The 23,708-nt window shown below is 32.6% G+C and carries 21 protein-coding genes and 1 pseudogene; 7 read left to right on the top strand and 15 right to left on the bottom strand.

Annotated features, from left to right (window positions below; translation table 11 throughout):
- Nucleotides 1-1,602, bottom strand: coding sequence for an ATP-binding cassette domain-containing protein (locus ATN92_RS09215; RefSeq protein WP_056952439.1), 1,602 nt, complete (start codon nt 1,600-1,602; stop codon nt 1-3).
- A 182-nt stretch (nt 1,603-1,784) separates the two neighbouring features.
- On the bottom strand, nt 1,785-1,964 hold the full coding sequence (locus tag ATN92_RS09210) for a hypothetical protein (protein WP_056952438.1): 180 nt from the start codon (nt 1,962-1,964) through the stop codon (nt 1,785-1,787).
- Between the two features lie 180 nt (nt 1,965-2,144).
- Here ATN92_RS09210 and ATN92_RS09205 point away from each other — a divergent pair, with 180 nt between their 5' ends.
- Complete coding sequence (locus tag ATN92_RS09205) at nt 2,145-4,205, top strand: class III lanthionine synthetase LanKC N-terminal domain-containing protein (RefSeq protein WP_056952436.1); 2,061 nt, start codon at nt 2,145-2,147, stop codon at nt 4,203-4,205.
- Nucleotides 4,206-4,595: 390 nt separating this feature from the next.
- Here the strand turns inward: ATN92_RS09205 and ATN92_RS09200 are convergent, their stop codons facing one another.
- On the bottom strand, nt 4,596-5,873 hold the full coding sequence (locus ATN92_RS09200) for a bifunctional helix-turn-helix transcriptional regulator/GNAT family N-acetyltransferase (RefSeq protein WP_056952434.1): 1,278 nt from the start codon (nt 5,871-5,873) through the stop codon (nt 4,596-4,598).
- A 316-nt stretch (nt 5,874-6,189) separates the two neighbouring features.
- On the opposite strand from ATN92_RS09200, the gene ATN92_RS09195 reads away from it, so the two are divergent.
- Both ATN92_RS09195 and ATN92_RS09190 read left to right on the top strand, forming a co-directional pair.
- Nucleotides 6,190-6,480 carry a type II toxin-antitoxin system RelB/DinJ family antitoxin gene (locus ATN92_RS09195; RefSeq protein WP_056952433.1) on the top strand — a complete coding sequence of 97 codons (291 nt, stop codon included), beginning with the start codon at nt 6,190-6,192 and terminating at the stop codon, nt 6,478-6,480.
- On the top strand, nt 6,470-6,808 hold the full coding sequence (locus ATN92_RS09190) for a type II toxin-antitoxin system PemK/MazF family toxin (protein ID WP_056952431.1): 339 nt from the start codon (nt 6,470-6,472) through the stop codon (nt 6,806-6,808). Before ATN92_RS09195 ends, ATN92_RS09190 begins: the two co-directional genes overlap by 11 nt.
- 532 nt (nt 6,809-7,340) lie before the next feature.
- Here ATN92_RS09190 and ATN92_RS09185 read toward each other — a convergent pair.
- Nucleotides 7,341-7,967, bottom strand: coding sequence for a TetR/AcrR family transcriptional regulator (locus ATN92_RS09185; protein WP_056952429.1), 627 nt, complete (start codon nt 7,965-7,967; stop codon nt 7,341-7,343).
- A gap of 317 nt (nt 7,968-8,284) precedes the next feature.
- Between ATN92_RS09185 and ATN92_RS09180 the strand changes: the two genes are divergently transcribed.
- A complete protein-coding gene (locus ATN92_RS09180; protein ID WP_056952427.1) occupies nt 8,285-9,667 on the top strand; it encodes an MFS transporter in 1,383 nt (460 codons plus the stop codon).
- Nucleotides 9,668-10,231: 564 nt separating this feature from the next.
- On the opposite strand, the gene ATN92_RS09175 is transcribed toward ATN92_RS09180, so the two are convergent.
- The 6 genes from ATN92_RS09175 to ATN92_RS09150 all read right to left on the bottom strand — a co-directional run bounded on the left by ATN92_RS09175 (nt 10,232) and on the right by ATN92_RS09150 (nt 16,335).
- The gene (locus ATN92_RS09175) at nt 10,232-11,065 is read right to left on the bottom strand and encodes a metallophosphoesterase family protein (RefSeq protein ID WP_256970549.1); all 834 of its coding nucleotides are present in this window, start codon (nt 11,063-11,065) and stop codon (nt 10,232-10,234) included.
- 340 nt (nt 11,066-11,405) lie between these two features.
- A complete protein-coding gene (gene recQ, locus ATN92_RS09170) occupies nt 11,406-13,202 on the bottom strand; it encodes a DNA helicase RecQ (RefSeq protein ID WP_056952423.1) in 1,797 nt (598 codons plus the stop codon).
- Between the two features lie 66 nt (nt 13,203-13,268).
- On the bottom strand, nt 13,269-13,913 hold the full coding sequence (locus tag ATN92_RS09165) for a TetR/AcrR family transcriptional regulator (protein WP_056952421.1): 645 nt from the start codon (nt 13,911-13,913) through the stop codon (nt 13,269-13,271).
- Between the two features lie 4 nt (nt 13,914-13,917).
- The gene (locus tag ATN92_RS09160; RefSeq protein WP_056952419.1) at nt 13,918-15,018 is read right to left on the bottom strand and encodes an ABC transporter permease; all 1,101 of its coding nucleotides are present in this window, start codon (nt 15,016-15,018) and stop codon (nt 13,918-13,920) included.
- A complete protein-coding gene (locus tag ATN92_RS09155) occupies nt 15,015-15,740 on the bottom strand; it encodes an ABC transporter ATP-binding protein (RefSeq protein ID WP_056952417.1) in 726 nt (241 codons plus the stop codon). Before ATN92_RS09155 ends, ATN92_RS09160 begins: the two co-directional genes overlap by 4 nt.
- Nucleotides 15,741-15,837: 97 nt before the next feature.
- The gene (locus tag ATN92_RS09150) at nt 15,838-16,335 is read right to left on the bottom strand and encodes a methylated-DNA--[protein]-cysteine S-methyltransferase (protein WP_056952416.1); all 498 of its coding nucleotides are present in this window, start codon (nt 16,333-16,335) and stop codon (nt 15,838-15,840) included.
- Nucleotides 16,336-16,578: 243 nt separating this feature from the next.
- On the opposite strand from ATN92_RS09150, the gene ATN92_RS09145 reads away from it, so the two are divergent.
- The 3 genes from ATN92_RS09145 (at nt 16,579) to ATN92_RS09135 (ending at nt 18,595) form a co-directional block, all read left to right on the top strand.
- Nucleotides 16,579-17,058 (top strand): PTS sugar transporter subunit IIA, encoded by a 480-nt coding sequence (locus tag ATN92_RS09145; RefSeq protein ID WP_056952414.1) that lies wholly within the window; start codon nt 16,579-16,581, stop codon nt 17,056-17,058.
- Between the two features lie 124 nt (nt 17,059-17,182).
- The gene (locus ATN92_RS09140) at nt 17,183-18,010 is read left to right on the top strand and encodes a site-specific integrase (protein ID WP_056952412.1); all 828 of its coding nucleotides are present in this window, start codon (nt 17,183-17,185) and stop codon (nt 18,008-18,010) included.
- A 15-nt stretch (nt 18,011-18,025) separates the two neighbouring features.
- Nucleotides 18,026-18,595: an LOG family protein gene (locus ATN92_RS09135; RefSeq protein WP_158106689.1), complete on the top strand. Its 570-nt coding sequence runs from the start codon at nt 18,026-18,028 to the stop codon at nt 18,593-18,595.
- A gap of 264 nt (nt 18,596-18,859) precedes the next feature.
- On the opposite strand, the pseudogene rbsK reads toward ATN92_RS09135, so the two are convergent.
- The 5 genes and pseudogenes from rbsK to rbsD form a co-directional block, all read right to left on the bottom strand.
- Nucleotides 18,860-19,771, bottom strand: a pseudogene (gene rbsK, locus ATN92_RS09130) (ribokinase).
- A gap of 65 nt (nt 19,772-19,836) precedes the next feature.
- On the bottom strand, nt 19,837-20,796 hold the full coding sequence (locus ATN92_RS09125) for a D-ribose ABC transporter substrate-binding protein (protein WP_056952407.1): 960 nt from the start codon (nt 20,794-20,796) through the stop codon (nt 19,837-19,839).
- Between the two features lie 24 nt (nt 20,797-20,820).
- Nucleotides 20,821-21,807, bottom strand: a complete 987-nt coding sequence (locus ATN92_RS09120; RefSeq protein ID WP_056952405.1) for an ABC transporter permease subunit — start codon at nt 21,805-21,807, stop codon at nt 20,821-20,823.
- Entirely contained in the window at nt 21,791-23,290 is a 1,500-nt protein-coding gene (locus ATN92_RS09115; protein WP_056952403.1) for a sugar ABC transporter ATP-binding protein, read from the bottom strand. The genes ATN92_RS09120 and ATN92_RS09115 overlap by 17 nt, the downstream gene beginning before the upstream one ends.
- A 16-nt stretch (nt 23,291-23,306) precedes the next feature.
- Entirely contained in the window at nt 23,307-23,699 is a 393-nt protein-coding gene (gene rbsD / locus ATN92_RS09110) for a D-ribose pyranase (protein WP_056952401.1), read from the bottom strand.
- Nucleotides 23,700-23,708 lie beyond the last annotated feature (9 nt).

Genomic DNA, 23,708 nt, shown 5'->3' with positions numbered 1-23,708 from the left:
TCAGTTAAGCTCAATATGCTTATTGAACATATTGAGAATTTTCTTATCAGTACTATGGGTAATGACGAATAGTGTCAGATTGGGACGATTCGTCAATAGACGCATCACATCTTCGGCTCTACTTTTATCCAGAGCTGAAGTCCCTTCATCCACAATTAACATGACTTTCTTCCTAATAAAAAAGCGTGCCAAGGAGATTCGTTGCATTTCTCCACCTGAGAGTACATTACTAGTTTTACCTATTTTAGTATCCAAACCATCTGGTAGTGAAGATATCTTGTCAAATAATTGAGCACTACGTAATGACTTCAGCACATCAGCATGACTGAACTTGTTATCATATAGAGTTATATTATTTACAATACTGTCATTGAAAATATGATAATATTGTGGTTGTATCCCAATTACATTTAGTAATGAATGATTACTTAGAGATGAATATCTATAATTGTTTAAAGTTAAAGAACCATTGTAATTTTTTAAATGACCGCTTAATAAATTAATTAAAGTAGTTTTCCCACTTCCGCTTGGCCCAGTAATCAAAACTTTATCTCCATATTCAACGTGAAAATCGGGATATTTAATAGTTTTCCCATTCTTAAAGGTATATGACAAATCATGAGCCGTAATTGTCTTTACATCGTTGAAAGTTATTTTAGTGCTATTACTATCATATGAATAAGGACTTATTGCCCTTTTCAATTTATCTCGTAATCCTGTTCCTGATTGTAAAAGAATAATACTGTTAGTCGCTATTGAAACAGCTCCAAAGAGTTGAAAGGCTAAATTTCCTGCACTCATTACAACCCCCAGGGAAACAACCCCATGGATAGCCAAAATACCTGCTAAAGAAATAATAGATGCTTGTGAAAGTATATTGATAAAAGCACCAAATTGAATTGCTGTTTGTTGAGCCCGCTTTTGATCAACATAGGAATTCTCTAAATCATCAAAGGCTGGTCTAGAATGTTTCCAGAGTTGGATAATAGCATTATTCCACAATAGATCTTGAGAGCCAGCAAACCAATCATTAAGAGTTTTAAGGAGATCATTGTTACATTCCGAAATTTTCTTAGTTGTCTTTTGAAGACGATGGCCGACTAATTTTGGAGACATTATTAAACAGATTATCATAATAATTGATAATAAAAAAAGGGACCAATGCAAAATAATTAAAGCAGTTGATGCGAAAAGAATTCCAAAAATACAATTAAATAACTTAAAAAATCCCTGTAAATATTGTTGATCATAAAGTAAGATATCACTGGTTAACAAATTAATTGATTTATCAGTAGAAATTTTATCACTAAAGGACTTGATAATCTGATTATCAATATATTTATTACGAATACGGTGATTTTCTCGTTGAATCAAAATCTCCTCTAATACATTTTTATAGTATCCAGTCATCCAGAAAAGTAAATAAAGAAGAATCATAATCACCAGCTTTTTAATAAATAAATTTAGTTTATGAGCCACAATTGCATTAATTGCATAAATTAATATTAAATTGGAGCTAGTTTGGATAGCACTGGAAATTATTGCTAAAAAGATAACTAATACGGTCATTTTGCGGTGGTTGTCCATCATTGTCTTAATCATAGTAACATTAACCTCATTTAACAGATTTTGAATTATATATTTTTTCTAATCATGAATAGAAATGCTATTAAATAATTATTTTAACGACTTATTATAAGAACAAGGTCCATAATCCACAATAAAGCAGTTGTGAATTATGGACCTTTAATTTAATGATTAAAACAAATATATGTGTACAAAGATTAGCAATCTACAGTATTCTCACAAAAAATAGAATCATAAAGTTTCTTATCTGGGGTGTTTGTTATTTTGATTCTCTGACCTTTATCACTCATATCAGGTAATAAGGTTAAAATAATTCTACATGAATTTTCATTGTCTTTGATAACTTCTTGCTTTTCAGTTAATAATTTATTTGTCATCTTTAAGTATCTCCTAATTCTTTAATAAGTTAAATAATCAAACAAAAATAATAGAAAATATCTTCCATTTGATTATTTAATACTGATTATAATCAGTGTAATCAAATAATAAAGCATTTTACTTTATAAAAGAATTTATTCAAGATATTATCTGGGTAAAAAGCAAGGGAGAATCAAGCCATGAAACATTTTTACTCACCTAAGAAATTAGTAAATTACAACATGTATAGTTCCCAATTTTTTACTTATGTAAGTTTTAAAGAACAAAACATAAGGGATGATTTTTGGAAAATTCATATTTCTAGCAACATAAAAGAGTATCCTGATATATTAAAAATAGTTATACCTGAACTCGTTAATAGGAAAATTAATTTTAAATTTATTAACGAGTTTAAGAATGTACAATTGTTCCTAAGTGATCGCATCCCTGAAGCACAACTAGGAAAACTAATTACAATCTATCCGAAAAATTTAAATGAATCTAAATTTCTTTTGGAGTTTTTAGATAACAAATTAAAAAAATATGCAGGCCCACAAATATTGACAGATTGCTCGTACAAATCGTCTAAAAATGTTTTTTATCGTTATGGACAAATTAAACTAAACACAAAGGATGGAAATATAATATTTGGTCCAGACGGTGAAGAATTCATTGATGACAGAAAGCCATATTTTCATTTGCCAAGTTGGATCAAGGATCCATTTCAGGATTCGGCATATTTTGAAGGTGGGAGATTATTAAAAAAATATCTGCTTAATGGAATTATTAAGAAATCGAATTATGGAAATGTCTATATTGGTAAATCACGATTTAATAATGAACAAGTTGTTGTCAAACAGGCTCGAAAATATATTGATAATCAAGGAAAATTAAGAAATCGCGAGAACGAATATCAATTATCAATACTTTTAAGAAAGAAGGGATTTTTAAATGGTCCAATTCCGATAGAAAGAATTGAAGAAAAGTTTTCCTTATTTTTCATTTATAAAAATAAAACTAATGGCTCATTATCAGGGTTTCAAGCAAATAAAGGGCCATCTGTTGCTGAAAATAAAAGTAAGGCATTAATAAATATATTAGCAATCGAACGCTCATTACTAGTCAATATAAAAAGAGTTCATCTATTAGGGTACGAAAATATTGATATCTCCGATAAGAACATTGGATGGGACGAAAAAAATACATACCTATTAGATCTTGATTCTTTGAAACGAATTCCAAGTAAAGATTACTCTAAGGTTCCAATATATTGGTTAACTTCATTTGAAAAAGACAGCAATGCGTTAAAAGATATTCGACGAGCTGGACTACTATTCATGTATTTATTTGGTGATTTCAATTTTCTCGCATCATCAACCGATGATATTTATAAAGCTCTTTATATGATGTTAGAAAGATGCTTTGAAATGAGAATCAATCCTCAAGTATTGACCTTTTTGGTATACATTATGACATCTAAGAACCCAACTATAAATAAAAGTATCCTTTTATTAGATGATGCCATAAACACACTAAAAAATGATACAGCGGATTATAACCCAGAAAAAGCTTTAGAAGATATCGTATATAATTCGATAAAGAATGAAAAAATTCTTCTTGGATCCAATCAAGTTTTATTATTCAAATTAATGAATAATATTTCTGAAAGAACTTTGATTGAGTATATTAAAAATGAATCACTAGGCGATTTAAGTATCGGTTTAAATGGTATATCAGGTTATTTGTTGTTAATTAGTGAATTCCCAGAAGATAAAAAACTAATAGCTTGTAAAAATCGATTAATAAGGGAAATTTTAGACAGAAAAGTTAGCTTCCAGGGGAAAACAAATCTATTATCATACTCTGATTATTTAAAAATATCCCCATACCTTTTTGATGGCGTTAGTGGTTTCTTATTTGCAATTTGTCATTTCAATTGTTATCAAGAAATTATTGATGAATTTGTAGATACAATTAACTCTGACTATTCAAAATCAAATGCTATTTGGAATGGTATGGGTGGACTCGCATTAACAAACTTGCTCATTTTTATTAAAAGTAATAAGTTGGACGATAAAAAGAAGTTAAAGACCATTGAGAAACAACTTTTTAATTCAATTCAATATCTTATTATAAAAAATGGTAAATTTTATTGTATAGATTTTTATTCAAATAAATTATTTACAGATAAAAATCACGGTCCAATAGATCTTTTCAAAATTATCAATGTTTTTTTCAAATTAGAAAAATACGGATTATGAGAAAACAATCTGTTGAACTTATGCGAAAAGCATTCTTGGCTATGCCTTTAAAGGACCAGTTGAGTACACTAAAGCGTGTGAAACAAAAAATCACCTGCTGTGTGGGTAGTCGTTACTTCATTATACAAAATCATTTTCGTTAGTTATAGGATATGTAAGTACTGAAGTCAAACACTTCAAAAACTAAAGGAGACGCTTATTATGATAAATAAACTCAATAGCTTTGCGCATACCAAATGGAATCTTTTTTATAATAACAATTGAATTAACAACTCAAATAATTTACTAACATTAAATGAAATAGGAAAACAAATACACACAGTTATGCCTGACTATATTTATGTAATTAGACATATTAATTAAACCGACTTCAATTCTTAAGTATCCATTTCAAAGTATATTTTTATTTACAGTTTGGAAATACTTGACCGTACTACCTAACTTAAGAGGAACAAATCCATAACGAGAATATTTATCTATAGTTTTTGAATCGACTTTCTTTAGTTGTGGTTCAATGAATTTAAATATATCGCTATATTCACTTGGCAACCCTGAAATACGTTGCTTAAGATTTAAAGTTAAATCAGCTTGTAATAATGCTGACCTTAAACCGAGCATTATCTTAATATAATCCTCATCATTGTTTAAAGCCGTATAATACTTCAATAATTCTTTTCTAAACCCTTCATATTTATTATCTTGAACATTATTGTAAGCAGTATCGATTAAACGCATTAATTCTGTCTTTTCATCAGCCATAATTTCATTCTCCTTCAGGTATAACCATTTTTCTTCATGAATAGGGTGATCGGACCAATCATTATTTACTTTCGATTCACTCAAATCAAATTTGAATTTTCTGTATAGATTCCGCGCACCCACGAGCTCATCAACTGTCCAAAGATAGACTTCATCAATACTATCCAATTTAACTTGATCCATTAAGGTGTCCAGCAATTTGGTTCCAATCCCCAAACCCTGATAGTCAGGATCAACCGCGAACCAACGTAATTGATATTTTCCAGTTGTATCTAGCACTAGAGAAACCGTTCCAACTCTTCGATTGCCTAACTGAGCAATCCAGATAAGACTTTTTGATATGTCATCCGTCAATTCAGCTAAAGCTTGTAAGACATACTTATGAAAAATTGGATTGAACGGTATTTCGGTAGAATAAATTCGACTATGTAAATCAGCAATAAAACCCAAATCAGTCATATTACCACGACGAATCTTAATATTTTCTGTTTGTTGAAAAAGCGTCTGTGTTTCAGATACGTCATCAGCAATAATTTTTAAAACAGAAGGATTATAATCCTTAAAAGCATCCTTTAAGTAAGCTCTCGCTTTGTCAGCAAGTTCTTTATGTAACTCTTCACCAGAATCAGTTAAATCCAAAAGATAATGTCGTCTGTCTTCAGGATTGAGAGTGCGCTTCAAAATGCCTTTTTTCTCCAGCTTTGTCAACATCTTACTTAGCTGACCTTTATCAAAAACCAGTTCATTTTGAATATCGGTAGCTGTACTAGACTGATGGAAGTGTAAAAAAGCCATAACTCGAGCTTCATTCATTGAAGGAAAACCTTGATATAATTCCTTTTCAAAACGATTAAAGTAATTAGCATAGAAGCGATTGAAATCTCTAATTCTTTCAATATCTTTATCCATAAAAATACCATCCTTTACAAAGTTAGTATGGAATAATTAGTTGATATATTCAACTGTTGATTCTGGAAACTATATTTGAAAGTTTTTAAAAAAATTCATTTTGTACATGTAGAAGCAGGTTTCGAATTTAACTAAAAGTAAGGAGGGCAACATAATGACTATACTATTTTAGTTTAAGCACTTTAATGCCGGATTTATATTGTAAATCTTGGGAAACATTACTTAAAATTTGTACAAAATGAGTAATACATACTATAATATGAGTATAAATAGCTACTAATTGAGTATTAATTTTATAAAAGGCGGTAATTATACTATGATGGGAAAACAACACGAAACTCCCAAGAAGGCCAGAATTCAAATTCAAGTCGATCAAAATCTTAAGGATAATGCTGAAGAGGTTCTCAATAATCTGGGTATGACACCCACGGCAGCAGTAACAATGTTGTTCAAAAGAATCGTTGCTACTGACTCTTATCCTGTTAATTTGGCTTTGACTGATCGAGAAAGAGCTAGTAATGAATTATTAAAAACCGTTGATAAATTACCCGTAAGAGAAATCAAATCTAAGGATGAAGCAATGAGATGGTTATCTGATGATGAATGAGAATGACCTGATAACAATATATATTTCTTTTGACAATAATCCCGGTGGTAAAAGAAGGCCCGTTTTAGTACTAAAAGATGAAATGAATAAAATACTTTCATACAGAATAACTTCAAAGTACAAAAACAAGTCAGAAAAAATAAAACGACAATACTATAAAATCGCCGATTGGCAAGAAGCAGGGTGTAATAAGCCCTCATATATTGACATAGGCAGCTTAGCAAACATTAATAAAGAATACCTTGGAAAAATAAAAAGAATTGGTAGATTATCCATTAGAGATATTCAAGGACTAAACCAGTTTATTAAACAATATAATATGACTTAAAAGAGCATCAGATTGTGAATTCTTCATTCCAATCTGATGCTCTTTTAATTCATTGCTAATAATTATTAATTAGAAGATAATTAAGACTATGCCACCAACCAACATTAATATATAAAAAATTAATTTATCTGACATGATTTTCCTGCCAAATTGCTTTGAGTTACTAATATTACCAACAATAGCAAAAATTGCTAAAACTATTAAACCTATGCCCAAAAGTATAGTCATACAAAACCTCTACATTCTTAAAAAATTTTCAATAAGTCATTTATTAATAAATATATTATCTTACTTTTTCAAGTTAAATAAAATAACTTTTTCAAGTTAAATAAAATAAAAGAACAAATACAAATAACTTTAAACTCATTTCATTGTCCATTAAATACTCTGAAAATTTCAGTATTTAGAGCCTCACTAGTTGAAGCTCTATTTTTAATGAATTTTCAAGTAAAATCAATTCATTTCTCAATACGATTTAATAAAGAATCATGTATTTAATTGATTTTGCGGAGTAGAGTGTATAAATTCTATACTAATTTAAATGCGTCTTGATAATAGTATAAATGCTATCAATTCCGTACTTTTTTATGTCATCTTTTTCGGAAGATGAATGTTTATTATATAGTAACTCATCAACTAGAGCAGATATATAATCGAAAATAATAATAGATAAAAGTCTAATTTCATGAACAGCCGTGTTATTGGCATAGTATAAAAAATACTCATAGATCAAATCCGTAATTTGGTCATTATGTTTCTTCCGCAGATCGAATACCTTGGGCACGACAAAAGACAACATCTCAATTTGTAAGTGAAACTTTTTATCTTCCGCCTCAATTAACTGATCTATTAAATAAGATAACCAAGATTTAGTATCGGTTTTAAACGCCTGAAAGGATTCTTGATTATTTATTTTCTTCAAAATAGGCAAAAAGGAATTATTATAATCATTCAAGAGTTCAGCTAGAATATCATCTTTGCTAGAAAAGTATGAGTAGAGTGTTCCTATTGAGACCCCAGCTTGTTTTGCAATTTCATTCGTTGAAACCTCAAAATAATTTTTTTCTATGAATAATTTCTTTGCTGTTAAAAGAATTCGATTCTTCTTATCTTTACCTCTTTTTTGAACAGGGATTCTGGTATCTTTTCTTTTATCCATTTCTTCACTTCATTTATATTTTTTTGTAGTAATTTAGTATATCACATAAACATGAGTTTTAGCTCATGTTTATTGCAAATATTCTAATTAATATTACTTACGAAATACTGTTTTTAAGCTTATTTTTTGATACTCTTATTCAAAAGATGAGCTTTTGCTCATATATGAGGTGATATATGAAATTTACTATCTTAAGTTATTCAGGACCATAGAAAATCAATCTATTTAGCAACATTTTTGTGCTTTGAACATATTTAACGTGAGTAATAACTCGTAAAAAAAGAACAATTACTGAGATTTACCATGGAGGAATGATTTTGAATAGAAAAATAAACATAACAATAGCAATGGCATTAGGAATATTTCTTGTTATGCTCGATACAACGATCATGAATATAGCATTACCAGCCATACAAAAGGGAATTGAAGTTGATTACAATCGGCTTTCTTGGGCCTTAAATATTTATACGATTATATTTGCTACATGTACAATTCCTTTAAGCAAATTTGGTGATACTTTTGGAAAGAACAAAACCTATATTGTCGGATTAGTTCTATTTGGACTAGGCAGTTTATTTTCAGGTTTTGCTACCACATTTGTATATTTGATAATCGGACGAATCTTTTCTAGCTTAGGAGCTTCAATCTTACTTCCATTAGGTAATGCTATAGGTTTATCTACTTGGAATATAAAGGATCGTATCAAAATAGTTGCTATCTTAGGATTGACTCAAGGAGGGGCTGCTGCAATAGGGCCAACGTTAGGCGGAGTCATCACTGATTTCTTTGGTTGGCATTGGATTTTTTTAATGAATATTCCAATTGTTATCATTGGAATATTTTTATCTGGTATTTCTTTAAACTTTAACAAGGATATAAAATTGAAAGAAAAAATCGATTGGGTAGGTAGTCTCATCTCAATGTTGAGTTTATACTTTCTAACACTTAATTTGATTAAACTAAAGGATTGGGGAATTCAAGATCCTAAAACCATCATGTGCTTTCTAATTAGCATAGTTTTAATAAGTCTTTTTATATTTGTAGAAAGAACTGTAAAGCATCCGATGATAGATCTAAATTTATTCAAAGTTAAGGATTTTTCTGCATCTGCAATTGTCGCTTTACTAGCACAATTTTTTTATATAGGAGTCGTGGTCGTCATTCCAAGCTTTTTAACAAATGTGGATCACAAAACAGAGTTGGAAGCAGCATTAATTTTATTGCCAATGTCTTCGACTGTATTTGTATTCGGAGGATTAGGCAGTCTAGTCATCAATAAATTAGGACCAAGATTATTAGTTCTTGTCGGTATGATTAGTATATTGTTGTCGTACATTTTGATTGTAATGAATGGAGCAACGAACTCTACTTGGCTTTCTATGGCATTACTTATACTAGGTATTGGTTTTGGGGTAATTACAGGTCCAATAAATGTATTGGCCGCTTCTAATTTCAGCGGATCATTACTTACATCGTCACAAAGTGTCATTAGTGTGGTAAGACAAATAGGCTCGGTTTTAGGCGTATCCGTATTTTTATCAATGATGAGTTCAAATCTAAAGGTTTTAAGGATTATAAATCTAACTAAACTTAATCATGCATATCTATCGATATATAATATTTGGATTCCTGTTTTAATATTGTTATTACCAGTTATGTTTTCATTTCCAACAAAGAAGAAATATTTAGTAAGGAAATAAAGCATTACATGATATATATGTTAGATATGTGAACAGGAACATATATATCATAATTTGTCGGAGTATAGGTTTAAATTACAATTCAAAATACAATTTGTTAATATATGTTACTCATCACATAAATGTTGAAATCCTTGGGTTAGTAGCAAATTTTTATTTTTTCGTAATCTACGTGTTGCTTACGCATATTCTATGATTATGTTGATACATTTGTACTTAAAAAACTCCTACAGGCTTTACAATAGCAATCGAAAAACACCTCAATTATAATAAATTAATTGAGGTGTTTTTGTTTTTTTATTTAACCAATTAAAAAGATATATTTGATCAAATCAGTATATATATGGAAAAGAGTAGAATAGCTGAAATTAGTAAAATTATGAGAATAGAATACTTTTTAGATATTCAAGGTTACATAATATGTATTATATGAAGTTAAGTATTTGAAGAAATATTAGCTTTAAAATACGACTTCTTAACAAAGAATTTAAATTAATATATAACCACACGAAAAAAGATCAAAGAGCTGCATTATCTTTGATTTCAATAACCATTATCTAACTGCTAATCGTTTTCCAAATGTTTTAAATACGTCAAGACATCAGATTTATAATTATATTTAGCAATGATTTCATTTAAAGCATCATTATTATGAGTAAAAGCTTTGCCTTCAGTGAAAATACGTTCATATAATTCATAAAATGGTAATTCATTAGTCTTAGCAAATGCCAATTCATCATCAATTGAATAAGAGACTTTTCTGAAGTCAATTCCACGATAACTTGTCTTATCAAAAGTTAAAATGACGTACTGAGCGCGTCTGTCAGCACTGAACTTATCCCAGGCCGTATACGGTTGTCCAATGGAGCCTGGATTGATAATTAATTGATCTTTGCTGCTAGTTCGCATTAATTGGTGATGTGTATGACCATAAATAGCAATGTCAAAAGGCTTATCAAAAAGAAGCTCATCAAAGTTCTTTTGCTCAGCATAAGGTAATAGCTCGTGACCAAAATTCTTTTTAGGGTAATTGTGAGCCAAAACAATATTAAAGCCACTGATGGTAGTTTGACTATAAATAGGCCATTGACGCATCTCCTTTAGGTACTTGGAGTCTAGGTGATTATAAATGTACTTATATAATTCAACAATATAGGTAGTTTGTGGCTCATCAATATAGGCTTTGCTAATAGGTAAAATATCCTCAAAAAGAAAATCGTCCCAGTTTCCCCTCAATTTAATAGGGGCATTTAATGAATCAAGTAATTCAAGAATTGAATTTGTTCCTGGGCCGGGCATTAATAGGTCACCCAAAAACCAATATTCATCAACACCCTCTTTTTTTGCATCTGCAACTACCCTCTCAAATGCTGTAAAATTTCCATGTATATCTGAGATAATGGCAATTTTTTTCGTCTTAGTTACCTTCTTTTTTTGTTTTTTTAATTTATGTTTTCGTAAAACATTTAATTTAAAATATGAATTTAAAAAATCTTGATGTTTGAGAGACGTTCTCAGACATCAAGTTCATTATTTTTAGTCAACAACTCATCATAAAAAGTCATTTTTAGTCTCATATATGGTCCATAATATGGCTTTTCTTCCCCATTAAAGGATCTATAAGTCTTTTTAAGCTTTTCTACTTTTAATAAACCCTATTATACCAACATTTACAGAATTTATATTATTTCTTCTGTTTTCGTAAAACATTTAGCTTAACTACTCTATTATTTAATTATTAAACCTGTAATTCATTCTGATACTGTTCTATTTCTGAAATGAATTTTTCACCGTATTGCTCTAATTTGACTTTTCCTACCCCACTAACAGCCAAAAACTCTTCACTATTAGTTGGCATACTTTGACACATATTCTTCAAAGTCTTATCAGAGAAGATCATAAACGGTGCTATGCCTTGCTCACGAGCCAAATTCAAACGTAATTTACGTAATTGTTCAAAGAGTTCCTCATCGAAACTACCATCAGCAACGATTGATTTCGATTCTGCGGCCACCTTCTCTTCTTTTCTTCTAGTGACAGAAGTTTTTCCCTTCAAAACATCTAAACCTTTATCAGACAACAGTAAAATAGGATATTTTCCTCCACTGCTCTTTAAAAAACCATTTGCAGTTAAAAAATCCAATAGACGACTAGTTTGTTTCAAAGTATTGTCTTTAAAAATGCCAAAAGTAGATAATTTTTCAAAATGACGCCAATCATTAGCTACATCGTCTTTTCCCACCAAAACTCTTGTGATCATCTTCTTACCATACTTCTGATCCATCCTTACAACACAACTCAAAGCTTTTTGTGCATCCGCAGTAATATCAACTATCTCACGATTATCCAAACAATTTGAACACTTACCACACGGTTCTGTATTCTCCTCACCAAAATAATCTAGAATGAATTTCATTAAACAAGATTCAGTTTCGGCATATTGACTCATCTTAAATAACTTATTCTTTAGGCTTAATTTATAATCGTCATCACCTAAAGACTTATCAATAAAGAAACGATGTAGATTCAAGTCAGCAGGTGCATACAACAATACCGCTTCAGCTGGTAATCCATCACGTCCCGCACGACCAACTTCCTGATAGTAACTTTCAATTGTTCCCGGAATAGAATAATGCAAAACATAACGCACGTTAGTCTTATTGATTCCCATTCCAAAAGCATTTGTAGCAACGATAACATCTGTACGATCATAAAGAAAATCTTCTTGCTGCTGATGACGTTCTTCATCACTCAAACCAGCATGATAGCGTCCAATACGAATACCTTTACCTTGAAAATAATTATATAGATTATCAACATCTTCACGTCGACCAGCATAAATAATTCCCGACTCTTTTGCATGACTTTGAACATAATCAGAAACAAATTTTAGCTTATCAACACCACGTTCAATCTTTAAGGTTAAATTAGCCCGTTTAAAGCCAGTTTTAACGATATTTTGCTCTGGTATATCTAAGATGCCTGCCAAGTCATCTTGAACCTGCTGTGTAGCTGTAGCCGTCAATGCTAGCCAGGCTGGACTGCCAGGTAGCTTCTTCAAAGACGGTATCATCTCTAAATAACTACTACGAAAATCATGTCCCCAGGAAGATAAGACGTGAGCCTCATCAATAGCAATCAATGATATATCTAATTGTGACAGCCAACTATAGAATTCATCATTAACAATCTTTTCAGGCGCCACAAATAGCAATTTGACAGCACCAGTTTCGATATAGCGCATGCGTTCTTCACGATCATGCCACTCAACGGTACTATTCAAAAAGGTCGCTGGAATACCAACTTCATTCAAACTGTCAACTTGATCCTTCATCAAGGAAATCAAGGGCGAAACGACCAAGGTCACTCCAGGTAAAACAGTGGCCGGTAGCTGATAACAAATTGACTTACCACCACCGGTAGGCATTATCCCCATAGCCTTTTCACCGGATAAAACTTTTTCAATTAATTCTTTTTGGCCGATTCTAAATGTATCATATCCAAACTCTTCTTTTAAAATGGCTTCTAAATTCAAGGTAAACTACCCCTCAGACTGTTTAAAATCAATTAAAACAAGCATATCACACTTGGCAAATAGAACTTATTTTTTAATTGCTAAAATAACTGTATGTTCGATCTTAATCAAATCCGACTCAATCTGTTTCTGATCATCAATTTGCAAAATCCGCTGACTCTGTAAGAAATATAAGAGAATTTGCCCAATAACAGTTCTCAGGAGCTGCAATAGATCAAGATCATCCCTCAGTTCACCAGTCTTAACCAATGGTTTCCAAACATTATCGATAAATATATCTTTCATCACCTGAATTTCATTAAAGAGCATATTCTTAATTTCATCATTGATCAGAAGCTGTGAAATCAAAATAATTGCCGCATCTTTATTCTGAACTAAGAATTGATAACGATTAAAAACAATGAAATGGATTAAGCTCTCTAAATCATCCCCATTATTTTGTAGTTCTTGAGCAAATGATTTACCATATCCTGGCAATATATGTTCAATCAATGGTTTTACTATAAACAGCAATAATTCCTCTTTTGATTTGAAATACTTAAAGATTGTAGCTTGACTCATTTTAGACATCTCAGCAATTTGCGCCGTTGAAGTCCCGTCATATCCCTGTTGAGAAAAAAGTGTCACAGCCGCCTGTAGGACACGCTTCTTACCATTAGGCATCTTCTCTACAGCTAACCAATCGTCTAAATCCTGAAATGCTTTCTCCATCTAATCAAACCTTTCTATATTTCTTCAATCCTAAGATATTTAACACCGTCAAAATGACTAAGAATCCCAATAATACTACTATAGGTATTACTATCCGTTCAAACCCATCTCCTGACATAACTATCCCAGTTAACGCATCACCCGCATATTTTAAAGGTAAAATATAAGAAATCACTCTAACGCCTTTAGCCATCGTATCTAATGGAATGATTCCTGAGAAAAACACCTGAGGAATAACTACTAATGGGATGAATTGCATCATCTGAAATTCTGATTTAGCAAATGTCGACATTAAAATACCGAACGCTAACGCGACTAATGCTAAAACGAAGTTAATTAAAATTACGTAAAAAATACTGCCGACGACTTCAACATTTAAAGCCCACACAGTAAATAGGACAATCACTAGTGTTTGTAGAATAGCAATTACGCCATAACTGAGCATATATCCAAAAACAATTTCCGATCTTTTAACCGGCGTTGCCAACAATCGACTCAAAGTACCAGATGTTCGTTCATTCAATAAAGCCATCCCTGAAATCAAAAACACAAAGAAGAAAACGAAAAATCCCATTAAGATAGGTACTATTTTATCAAAGAAATTTGTCTTCGAGTTTCCATAGACGTAACTATTATGAATTTTGGGTTTACTTACCGACTTAGTTTTATTCGCCGGTATTCCCAGAGCCAATTGCAATTTTTGTAATTGGTGTTTCATCTGCTTTATTGAATTGAGTAATAAAGCACTGTTTAAAGCTAATTTAGTAGCATTAGTCTTACTGGCGTCGACGTTGCTATATTTGACGTAAAAATTATTATCGCGATAGTTAATTACGGCATCGACTTTCTTATCTTTTAAGGCCTTTTGGGCCTTTTTGGTTTGGTCATATTTAGTAATTGACACGTGACTAGCCTTATTCAAGCTCTCGTTCAAACTAGTGCTAACATTTACAGTTGCTACATTAACATCAGTCTGTGAATTAACAGAGAAAACTAACTTCATCAAAAAGAGAATTAAAATAGGTGCTAGAAACATCAATGCCAATGTTCTTTTATCTCGAAATAGTTCTTTAATAACCCTTTGAGCAATCATTAACGTTCTCATTTTTGTTGTGCCTCCGCTTTTAAAAATACTTCTTCAACCGAATCCACCTGATAAGCTTGTTTCAGTTTGGTAGGAGTATCATCGGCAATAATCTCTCCGCCCAACAAAAGAGCCACCTCATCAGTTAATTCAGCTTCATCCATAACATGTGTCGTTACCAGAATCGTCTTTCCATCATCCCTTAATTTTTGCAACTCAGACCAAATCTGTTTACGTAATGCCGGATCAACCCCTACCGTCGGTTCATCTAAAATTAAAATTTGGTTAAACCCTAGTAAAGCAATGGCTAAAGACAAACGACGCTTCATTCCACCCGAATAACCACTAACACGTCTATCCAAGTCGATCACTAAATCAACTACTTGAGCTACATGTTTTATCTGTTCTATAACATCCCGTTTATTTAATCCTTTCATGTCAGCATAAAACTTAAGATTTTCTCGTCCTGTTAATTGTTCATATAGGGCATCTGTCTGAGCCATATAACCTATTTGACCTAATAATCTTCGATTAGGCATCTTTTTATCAAAAATCATTGTCGTTCCAGAATCTGGTACTTCCATTCCTAAAATAATCTTGATAATAGTTGATTTGCCAGCACCTGAAGGACCAATTAACCCAATAATCTTACCCTCTGTGATTTGTAAATTGACATCTTTTAAAACCAATTTTTTATCAAAACTCTTAGATACATCATCTATGGAAATAGCTGTTGTTACCATCTATAGTCACCCCTGAAGAAAAGTATAGTGAGTAAGTATTTACTCACTTAAATTCAAGGGTAAGTTTACCCTATGACTACTGGAAAGTAAACCATTATTAATTAATTGCTCCTTCCAAAGTTAATAGCTCCCGTTTCATTGCTAACCCTCCACGATAATTGCCCAATTGTTGATTCTTGGTTATAACCCGATGACATGGAATAACAATTAATACAGGATTCTTACCTACAGCAGATCCAACGGCACGAACAGCTTTAGGATTACCAATTGACTGTGCAATCTCTGTATAACTGCTTGTTTGACCATATGGTATTTTCTTTAACTGATCCCACACTGATTCTTGAAATTTTGTTCCAGAAATATCTAATTTTAATGAGAATTCTTGTCTTTTTCCTAACAAATATTCTCGAATTTGGTTCGCATATTTATTTACTATTTGTTCAGCGTCCATTAACTCGGTTTCTGGATAAAATCGTCTTACTTCTTCAAAATCTTGATCACGGGAACCAACAAAAGACAGTCCCTTTTTGGTAGCTCCAATCACATACTTATGACCTCTGATTGAATATACATGATAATAAATTTTAGTAAACATTTGTTTTTCCTCTTTCAATTTATTAAAAAATTATTTCTATTTATTGTTTTTATGTTAAGTATTGTGGTATATACCCGTTTTTTATTGAAATTATGTTTCAGGAGTTATACTATATATGAGTGATTAAGCGCTTTCAATGAATTTAAATCTATCTATATCATAAGTAATTTAAGCGCATTAGCAAGTATAACTTATATCTGTATCATCCTTACTTGCTAAAACATCAAGGAGGAAGATTTAATTATGGGGTTATTCTCTAGAAAAAAAGTTGATGAATTTGTTGCACCCGCAAATGGTAAATTAATACATTTGGATAAAGTTAGTGATCCAGTCTTTTCACAAAAGCTTATGGGAGATGGTTTTGCTGTTGCTCCATCAGATGGTACAATTGTAGCACCTATCGGCGGTGTGATTGGCACAGTGTTCCCTACTAAGCATGCTTTGATGATTACTTCTAAACATGGTCTAGAGATCATGTTACACTTAGGAATCGATACAGTTGAATTAAAAGGTAAACCTTTCGAAATGTTTATCAAGGAGGGTGAAACTGTTAAAACTGGTCAAAAGTTAGCAACGATGGATCTTGAACAAATCAAAGCTGCTAAGAAAGATTCCTCAATCATGACTATCATCACTAATTCTGATGCTGTCAAAGAAATGGGTACTTTCGAGGAAAAGGACGTCTTGGCTGGCGATCAAGCTTTAGATGTAACAATTAATTAATACAGTATCATCCCTTAGTGACAGTAATCATAGATTGCTGCCACTATTTATTTGTTCAAAATTAGACTAAATTTGGTTAGTCGTTTTAAGTAACGGTATAATATTGACAAAAGGAGGGTCTCAAATGGTAAAAATCCCCTATTTAACTGGTTTTGAAGCTCATTTAAAAACTAGGCATATTTCTGACAAAGCACACACTGAATATTTGAATTCATTAACTGACTTTTTCAATTACACAATTCAACACAATACAGAATATAAAATATCTGAAAGTATCCAAGATGTCCACGAGATGGATGTCCGTCTTTTTAAAGACTTTATGCTCGAGAATTTACAGCTTAGTCCTAGTACAATCAACAAAGTTATCAGTAATCTTAATGTTTACTTCAAATATCTCTTTAGCGTCAAGAAAACGCCTGAAATACCGACCTTAAATATTAATAGTGTTGCTGTCCCCAAACAAACTGATTTTCCTACAGTTGTTTTCTTAAAACTACCTGAATATTTAAAATCGGATTTGAGTGTTTATACGAGACTATTAATTTTAATCATTTCTAAGGGTTTTAACTACAAAGAGGCCTTGGCACCCGATTTCTATCGTAAATTCAATCAACTGACCTTTAACCCTGATGAACAGAAGTTTCTCGACATTTATAAAACTTACATTGAACCTTTCAGATCATTTTGGGATGATCAAAATCTTTTTCTAAGTCGAAATAAGGCCGCCAATACACCATTATTGACTGTTCCTGCCTTACATCGTGATCTCAAACGTGACAGTGAATCTACGGGCTTAGATTTGTCACCTAAGAAACTCTATACAACCTTTATCCTATTAGCCCTAAGTACTAAAGAACTTTCTGACGACCAACTACGGGCTTTAGATGCTCTAGATACTGCTTCGGTTCTTTACTACCGTCGACTCAAACGAGAAACCAATTTTGATATTTAATAACGAGGTTAAAAAATGAAAAATATTGCTGTTTATTGTGGTGCCTCTACTGGTAACCAAGAAATTTATACTACTAGCGCCCAAGATCTTGGTCACTGGTTGGTTCAAAATAATTATGGTCTAACTTATGGCGGTGGCATTCCAAATATTCTGAATGTCGTCGCTGACAGTGTTTTATCTGATAATGGTTTTGTTCACGGAATTATCACGCAACAACTCTTCGACCGTCATTTAGCACACACTAATTTATCAAAATTGGATATCGTTTCAACCATGTCAGAACGTAAAGAAGCCATGTTACAAAATTCTGTTGCTAATATTGCTTTACCCGGTGGTCCTGGAACTCTTGAGGAAATCTCCGAAGCCTTTTCGTGGACTATCATCGGTGTCAGCTCACATCCCTGTATCTTTTTTAATGTAAACCACTATTATGACAAATTGGAAAGTTTCTTCGATGAAATGGTTGATCAAGGATTTATGGAATCTGAAACTCGAAAAACTCTGCTATTTAGCAATTCTTTAACTGAAATTCACGACTTCATTCGAAGTTATATCCCACCAAAATTACGTAAATATCAGAAGTGATTTCAAGAGTTTTTATTTAACATTTTTTTCAAAAGGAAGTATATTATAGCCGTCAGATAGAAATAGACAAAAATATCTGGCGAAAATATTCTCCTTAGATATATACATTACAAATGTGATTTTCTCATTAATACTACTTATAATAAATATCCTCCCAATTTGTATAGTATTGAGATACAAATCAATTAAATTTATAAACTCTCTGATATAAAAATCAATAAATAAACAAAACACGCCGAATTAATTTTCGACGTGTTTTTTAGTTTATTTTAGAACAGCCTCGCGTTTAGGAATTGAAGGAAAAGCTCCTAATTTTTGAACTGTTAATGATGAAGCTTTACTTGCATAGACAATTGCATCATGGATATTAGATAGATCTGGATTCAATTCAGATGCTAACGCACCAATAAAGGTATCGCCTGCGGCCGTGGTATCAACAGCCTTGACTTTAAAGGCTGGAATTTGTTCTGACTTACCGTTTAGAGAAACAAATGAACCCTTTGATCCCAAAGTAATAATTACACCACTGATTCCTAAATTATGATAAAAATCAGCAGACATTTTCAAAGAATCCTCGTCAGTAATTTTAATACCTGAAATTAACTCACTTTCCGTCTCATTAGGAGTAATGATATCTGTCAATTTTAAGAGTTCCTCAGGGATGTCTTTAACGGCGAGTCAATTAATACATCGTTTTACCTTCTTAGCCGTATGAGCAACTTTAAAGGCAGCAATAGCAGCTGGGATTGGTGTCTCGAATTCTGTAACAATAAAATCACTCTGCTTAATCGTATCTTGAGCTTGATCAACATCTTCGGCAGTTACCAAAGCATTGGCACCTGCTTGATAAATAATGGAGTTCTGACCTGATTTTTGTAGAAGAATATATGATTGCCCCGTATCTTCCTTCGGAACTACTGTAACGTGTTTTGTATCTATATGATCCTCTTTTAAGAGTTTCAACATTAATTTTCCATTACCGTCATCCCCAACACGACCAATGAAACTAGTATCTGCTTCTGATCTGGCCGCAGCAACAGCTTGGTTAGCACCCTTACCACCACCAGCTTTCGAGAAGGAATTCATTTTTATAGTCTCACCAGGTTTGGGTAAGTTATCGATATGCATGATACTGTCAACGTTAATACTTCCGATTACAACTACTTTATTTGCCATTTTGCTCTCCTCCAAAAAAGGGAACATGAAGTAAATTCATATTCCCCTTTAATTCATGTTGATTACTATTTATTTAAACTATCAGTTGTAACTAATTTCAATGGTGATTCAATATTCTTTTTAACTTTTTTACCATTGAAATGATCATATGCAGCTTGTAGTGCTAAACGTCCCATTTCTTCTGGTTGTTGTGCTACTGTTGCAGCCATTTTACCTGACTTGACAGCCTTGATACCATCTTCTTCACCATCAAAACCAACGATAGCAATATCTTTGTTAGCTGACTTGACAGCTTGAACAGCCCCTAGAGCCATTTCATCATTTTGTGAGAAAATTCCTACAATATCTGAATTTCCTTGAAGAATGTTTTCTGTAGTGCTCAAACCTTTTGCACGATCAAATCCAGCTGTTTGTTTAGCAACAATATCTAGTTTACCTTTAGCATACTTGTCAAAACCTTTACCACGTTCACGAGTTGCTGAGGCTCCTGGGATTCCTTGTAGTTCAGCAACCTTAGCATTGTTACCCAACTTCTTGATCAAGAACTCAGCGGCCATCTTACCACCTTTAGTGGAATTAGAAGCAACTAAAGTCAAAACCTTTCCGCCCTCGCTAGAACGATCAACGGTGATGACTGGAATACCCGCATCATTTGCGTCTTTAACAGCCGGTGTAATAGCTGATGAATCTACTGGGTTAATGATCAAAACATCAACCTTTTTAGTAATTAAATCTTCAATATCATTATTTTGTTTAGCTGTATCATTTTGTGCATCAGAAACTTGGACATTGGTTCCATTTTTCTTAGCTAAATCATTGATCCCCTTCTTAACGGAAACAAAGAATGGATTGGACAAAGTTGATAGTGAAGCTCCAACTTTAATGTCCTTAGGTTTCTTAGTCTCTACTTTAGAATCACTTGATCCACCTGAGTCAAGACCTGACTTTCCACATCCTGCTAGAGTAAACATAGCTAATGCAGAGATACTAACTGCTAAAAGTACACGCTTTAAAGATTTCTTCATAATAGAAAATCCCCCTTAATATGATTAATCATTTGATGAACGTCTATCTAGTAGTACAGCAATCAAAATTACAATACCTTTAACGATCTGTTGATAGAAACTGGAAATTCCCAACAAATTCATACCGTTATTCAATGTACCAATTATCAAGGCACCAATTAAAGTTCCAAAGATTCTACCTTTACCACCAGCCAATGACGTACCACCTAAAACAACAGCGGCAATAGCATCCATTTCATAAGATGTCCCAGCATCCGGTTGGGCAGAGCTCAAACGTGAAGTTAAAATGATTCCAGCTAATGATGCCATCAATCCAGAAATAGTATAGATCCACATTGTAACAATTTTTGTCTTAACACCAGCAATGTAAGCAGCTTGTTCGTTGCCACCCAAAGCATATGTTTTACGTCCAAATGTTGTCTTATGTAACAAGACATATAAAATTAAATAAACAATTGCCATAATAAAGATTGGAACTGGAATTCCTAACAAGTAGCCACGACCCATAAATTGGAAAAGAAAACTGTTATTCATCTTGGCCCCAGTAATAGGATTACCATTTGTAAATACATATGTAGCACCGCGGAAAATGGTCATAGTTGCTAATGTAGCAATGAATGGTGCGGCTTTACCATAGGCAATCAAAATCCCATTTAAGAATCCTAGAAGTCCACCCATTAAAAATCCGACTAGCAAAGCGACAATTGCTGAAGTGCCACTGGCCAACATTGAGGCCGTTACCGCACCAGTTAAAGCAAGGATTGAACCAACCGACAAATCAATACCACCAGTTAAAATTACAAAGGTCATCCCAAAGGCAATTACGGCATTAATTGATACTTGTCTCAATAGGTTTAATAAATTACTAGGTTGAATAAATCCTGGACTCAGAGCAGTAACCAAGATAATCAAAATAATTAAGGCTACCAAAGGTCCTAACTTACTAATAAACTTTTTGAAATTAAAACCACTTTTTTCGCTTTTCTCAGCGATTTTAGTTTGTTCTTCCATCGTTTGATCCCCCTGTCGCTAAAGTCATAACTGACTCTTGTGTTGCTGTCTTTGTATCTACGATTCCTGTAATCTTACCTTCATAAACGACTGCAATTTTATCACTCATACCTAAAACTTCTGGTAAATCACTTGAAATCATAATAATAGCAACATGCCGATCAGTTAATTCATTCATCAAGTCATAAATTTCACGTTTAGCACCAACATCAACACCACGAGTAGGCTCATCTAAAATCAACACTCTAGATCCTGAACCGACCCATTTAGCCAAAACTACCTTTTGCTGATTACCACCGCTCAAACTACCAGCACTAACATCAGCACTTTGAGCCTTAACCGTCAAACGTTTCATTAACATATTTGTGAAATCGTTTACAGATTTGTCATCAATAATCCCGTGTTTAACAAATCCACCAATCGATGGTAAAGCAATATTGTCACGCAATGAGTCATTTAAAATCAGACCTTCATCCTTACGATTCTCTGTTAAGAAACCAATTTGATTTTTGATAGCCTCCTGAGGCGAATGAATATGCACCTCCTTACCATCAATCAAGATTTTACCTTCGTTATGAGGATCAATTCCAAAGATAGAGCGCATGATTTCTGTTCTTCCAGCACCCATCAATCCAGAAAATGCTAAGATTTCACCTTCGTGAACTCGAAAATTAACATCACTGAAAACACCTTTTTCCGATAGGTGCTGAACTTCAAGCGAAACTTTACCAAAATGAGGGTCACGGTCCGGATAGAAGTCTCCAATTTCACGTCCAACCATATCTTTGACTAATTGTTTCATATTTACATCTTTAGTTGAATACTCATTAATAGAAATACCATCACGCATTACTGTTACTTTATCCGCAATTTCAAAAATTTCTTCCATACGGTGAGAAATGTAGATAAAACCAACACCTTGTTTTTTCAAATCACGTACTACTTCAAATAGTTGTGCAATTTCATTTTCAGTTAAAGCTGCAGTTGGTTCGTCCATAATAATAATCTTAGCATCCGTCATCAAAGACTTGGCAATTTCAATCATCTGCTGACGCCCTACGCTCAACGTTCCAATTGGCTTATCGACATCAATCTTGGTCCCCAATTTATTTAAATAGAATCTAGCTTGTTCATGCATTTTGCTTTCATTCATAATGCCAAATTTGTTTTTTATTTCCTTATTAAGAAACATATTATCAACAACTGACATTTCCAAAAAATTATTCATTTCTTGATGGATAAAAGAAATTCCATGTTGTTCCGCATCAAGCGGACCATTAAATTGTGTTTGCTTACCATCGACATAAATTTCTCCGCCATCATCATCATAAAGGCCAGTAAGAATATTCATTAGTGTCGATTTACCAGCACCATTTTCACCCATCAAAGTATGAACTTCTCCAGATTGAACAGTGAAATTAACACCTTCCAAAACTTTATTAGTACCAAAGGCTTTAGAAATATTTTTCATTTCAATCTTCATAAAAAATCACCTCCGGTTAAAATGTGACTCCACTCTCTAAAATGATATTTGAAAACGGACTAGCTTCACCAGTACGGATGAAAGCCTTATTAGTACTTAATCTTTTTTTCATTTCATCATGTGGAATAAATTCGATTGGTACATCGATCAACTTTTTGATATTAGCCAATTGTTCAGGATTCTGCGTTTTAATTTCCTCTGCCAAATATACCTTTTGAATTTGTAATTCTGAAAGTACATTCTGTAAAACATCAATAAAGCTAGGTAAACCCTTTTGAACGGCCAAATCAATTTTCTTTGTTCCGGCAGGTACTGGCATACCAGCATCTCCAATTGACAAAGTATCAAAATGACCCATATCGGCTATCACTGCGGAAATCTGAGTATTCAAAACTAAACCTTTTTTCATCAGTTCGTC

It is taken from the genome of Companilactobacillus bobalius, from assembly GCF_009764355.1.
This window is presented reverse-complemented; position numbering and strand designations above follow the sequence as displayed.

Coding starts and splice junctions, on each gene's coding strand:
- ATN92_RS09215 (WP_056952439.1), bottom strand. CDS start 1,602: ATGATTAAGACAATGATGGACAACCACCGCAAAATGACCGTATTAGTT.
- ATN92_RS09210 (WP_056952438.1), bottom strand. CDS start 1,964: ATGACAAATAAATTATTAACTGAAAAGCAAGAAGTTATCAAAGACAAT.
- ATN92_RS09205 (WP_056952436.1), top strand. CDS start 2,145: ATGAAACATTTTTACTCACCTAAGAAATTAGTAAATTACAACATGTAT.
- ATN92_RS09200 (WP_056952434.1), bottom strand. CDS start 5,873: ATGGATAAAGATATTGAAAGAATTAGAGATTTCAATCGCTTCTATGCT.
- ATN92_RS09195 (WP_056952433.1), top strand. CDS start 6,190: ATGATGGGAAAACAACACGAAACTCCCAAGAAGGCCAGAATTCAAATT.
- ATN92_RS09190 (WP_056952431.1), top strand. CDS start 6,470: ATGATGAATGAGAATGACCTGATAACAATATATATTTCTTTTGACAAT.
- ATN92_RS09185 (WP_056952429.1), bottom strand. CDS start 7,967: ATGGATAAAAGAAAAGATACCAGAATCCCTGTTCAAAAAAGAGGTAAA.
- ATN92_RS09165 (WP_056952421.1), bottom strand. CDS start 13,913: ATGGAGAAAGCATTTCAGGATTTAGACGATTGGTTAGCTGTAGAGAAG.
- ATN92_RS09160 (WP_056952419.1), bottom strand. CDS start 15,018: ATGAGAACGTTAATGATTGCTCAAAGGGTTATTAAAGAACTATTTCGA.
- ATN92_RS09155 (WP_056952417.1), bottom strand. CDS start 15,740: ATGGTAACAACAGCTATTTCCATAGATGATGTATCTAAGAGTTTTGAT.
- ATN92_RS09150 (WP_056952416.1), bottom strand. CDS start 16,335: ATGTTTACTAAAATTTATTATCATGTATATTCAATCAGAGGTCATAAG.
- ATN92_RS09145 (WP_056952414.1), top strand. CDS start 16,579: ATGGGGTTATTCTCTAGAAAAAAAGTTGATGAATTTGTTGCACCCGCA.
- ATN92_RS09140 (WP_056952412.1), top strand. CDS start 17,183: ATGGTAAAAATCCCCTATTTAACTGGTTTTGAAGCTCATTTAAAAACT.
- ATN92_RS09135 (WP_158106689.1), top strand. CDS start 18,026: ATGAAAAATATTGCTGTTTATTGTGGTGCCTCTACTGGTAACCAAGAA.
- ATN92_RS09125 (WP_056952407.1), bottom strand. CDS start 20,796: ATGAAGAAATCTTTAAAGCGTGTACTTTTAGCAGTTAGTATCTCTGCA.
- ATN92_RS09120 (WP_056952405.1), bottom strand. CDS start 21,807: ATGGAAGAACAAACTAAAATCGCTGAGAAAAGCGAAAAAAGTGGTTTT.
- ATN92_RS09115 (WP_056952403.1), bottom strand. CDS start 23,290: ATGAAGATTGAAATGAAAAATATTTCTAAAGCCTTTGGTACTAATAAA.
- rbsD (WP_056952401.1), bottom strand. CDS start 23,699: ATGAAAAAAGGTTTAGTTTTGAATACTCAGATTTCCGCAGTGATAGCC.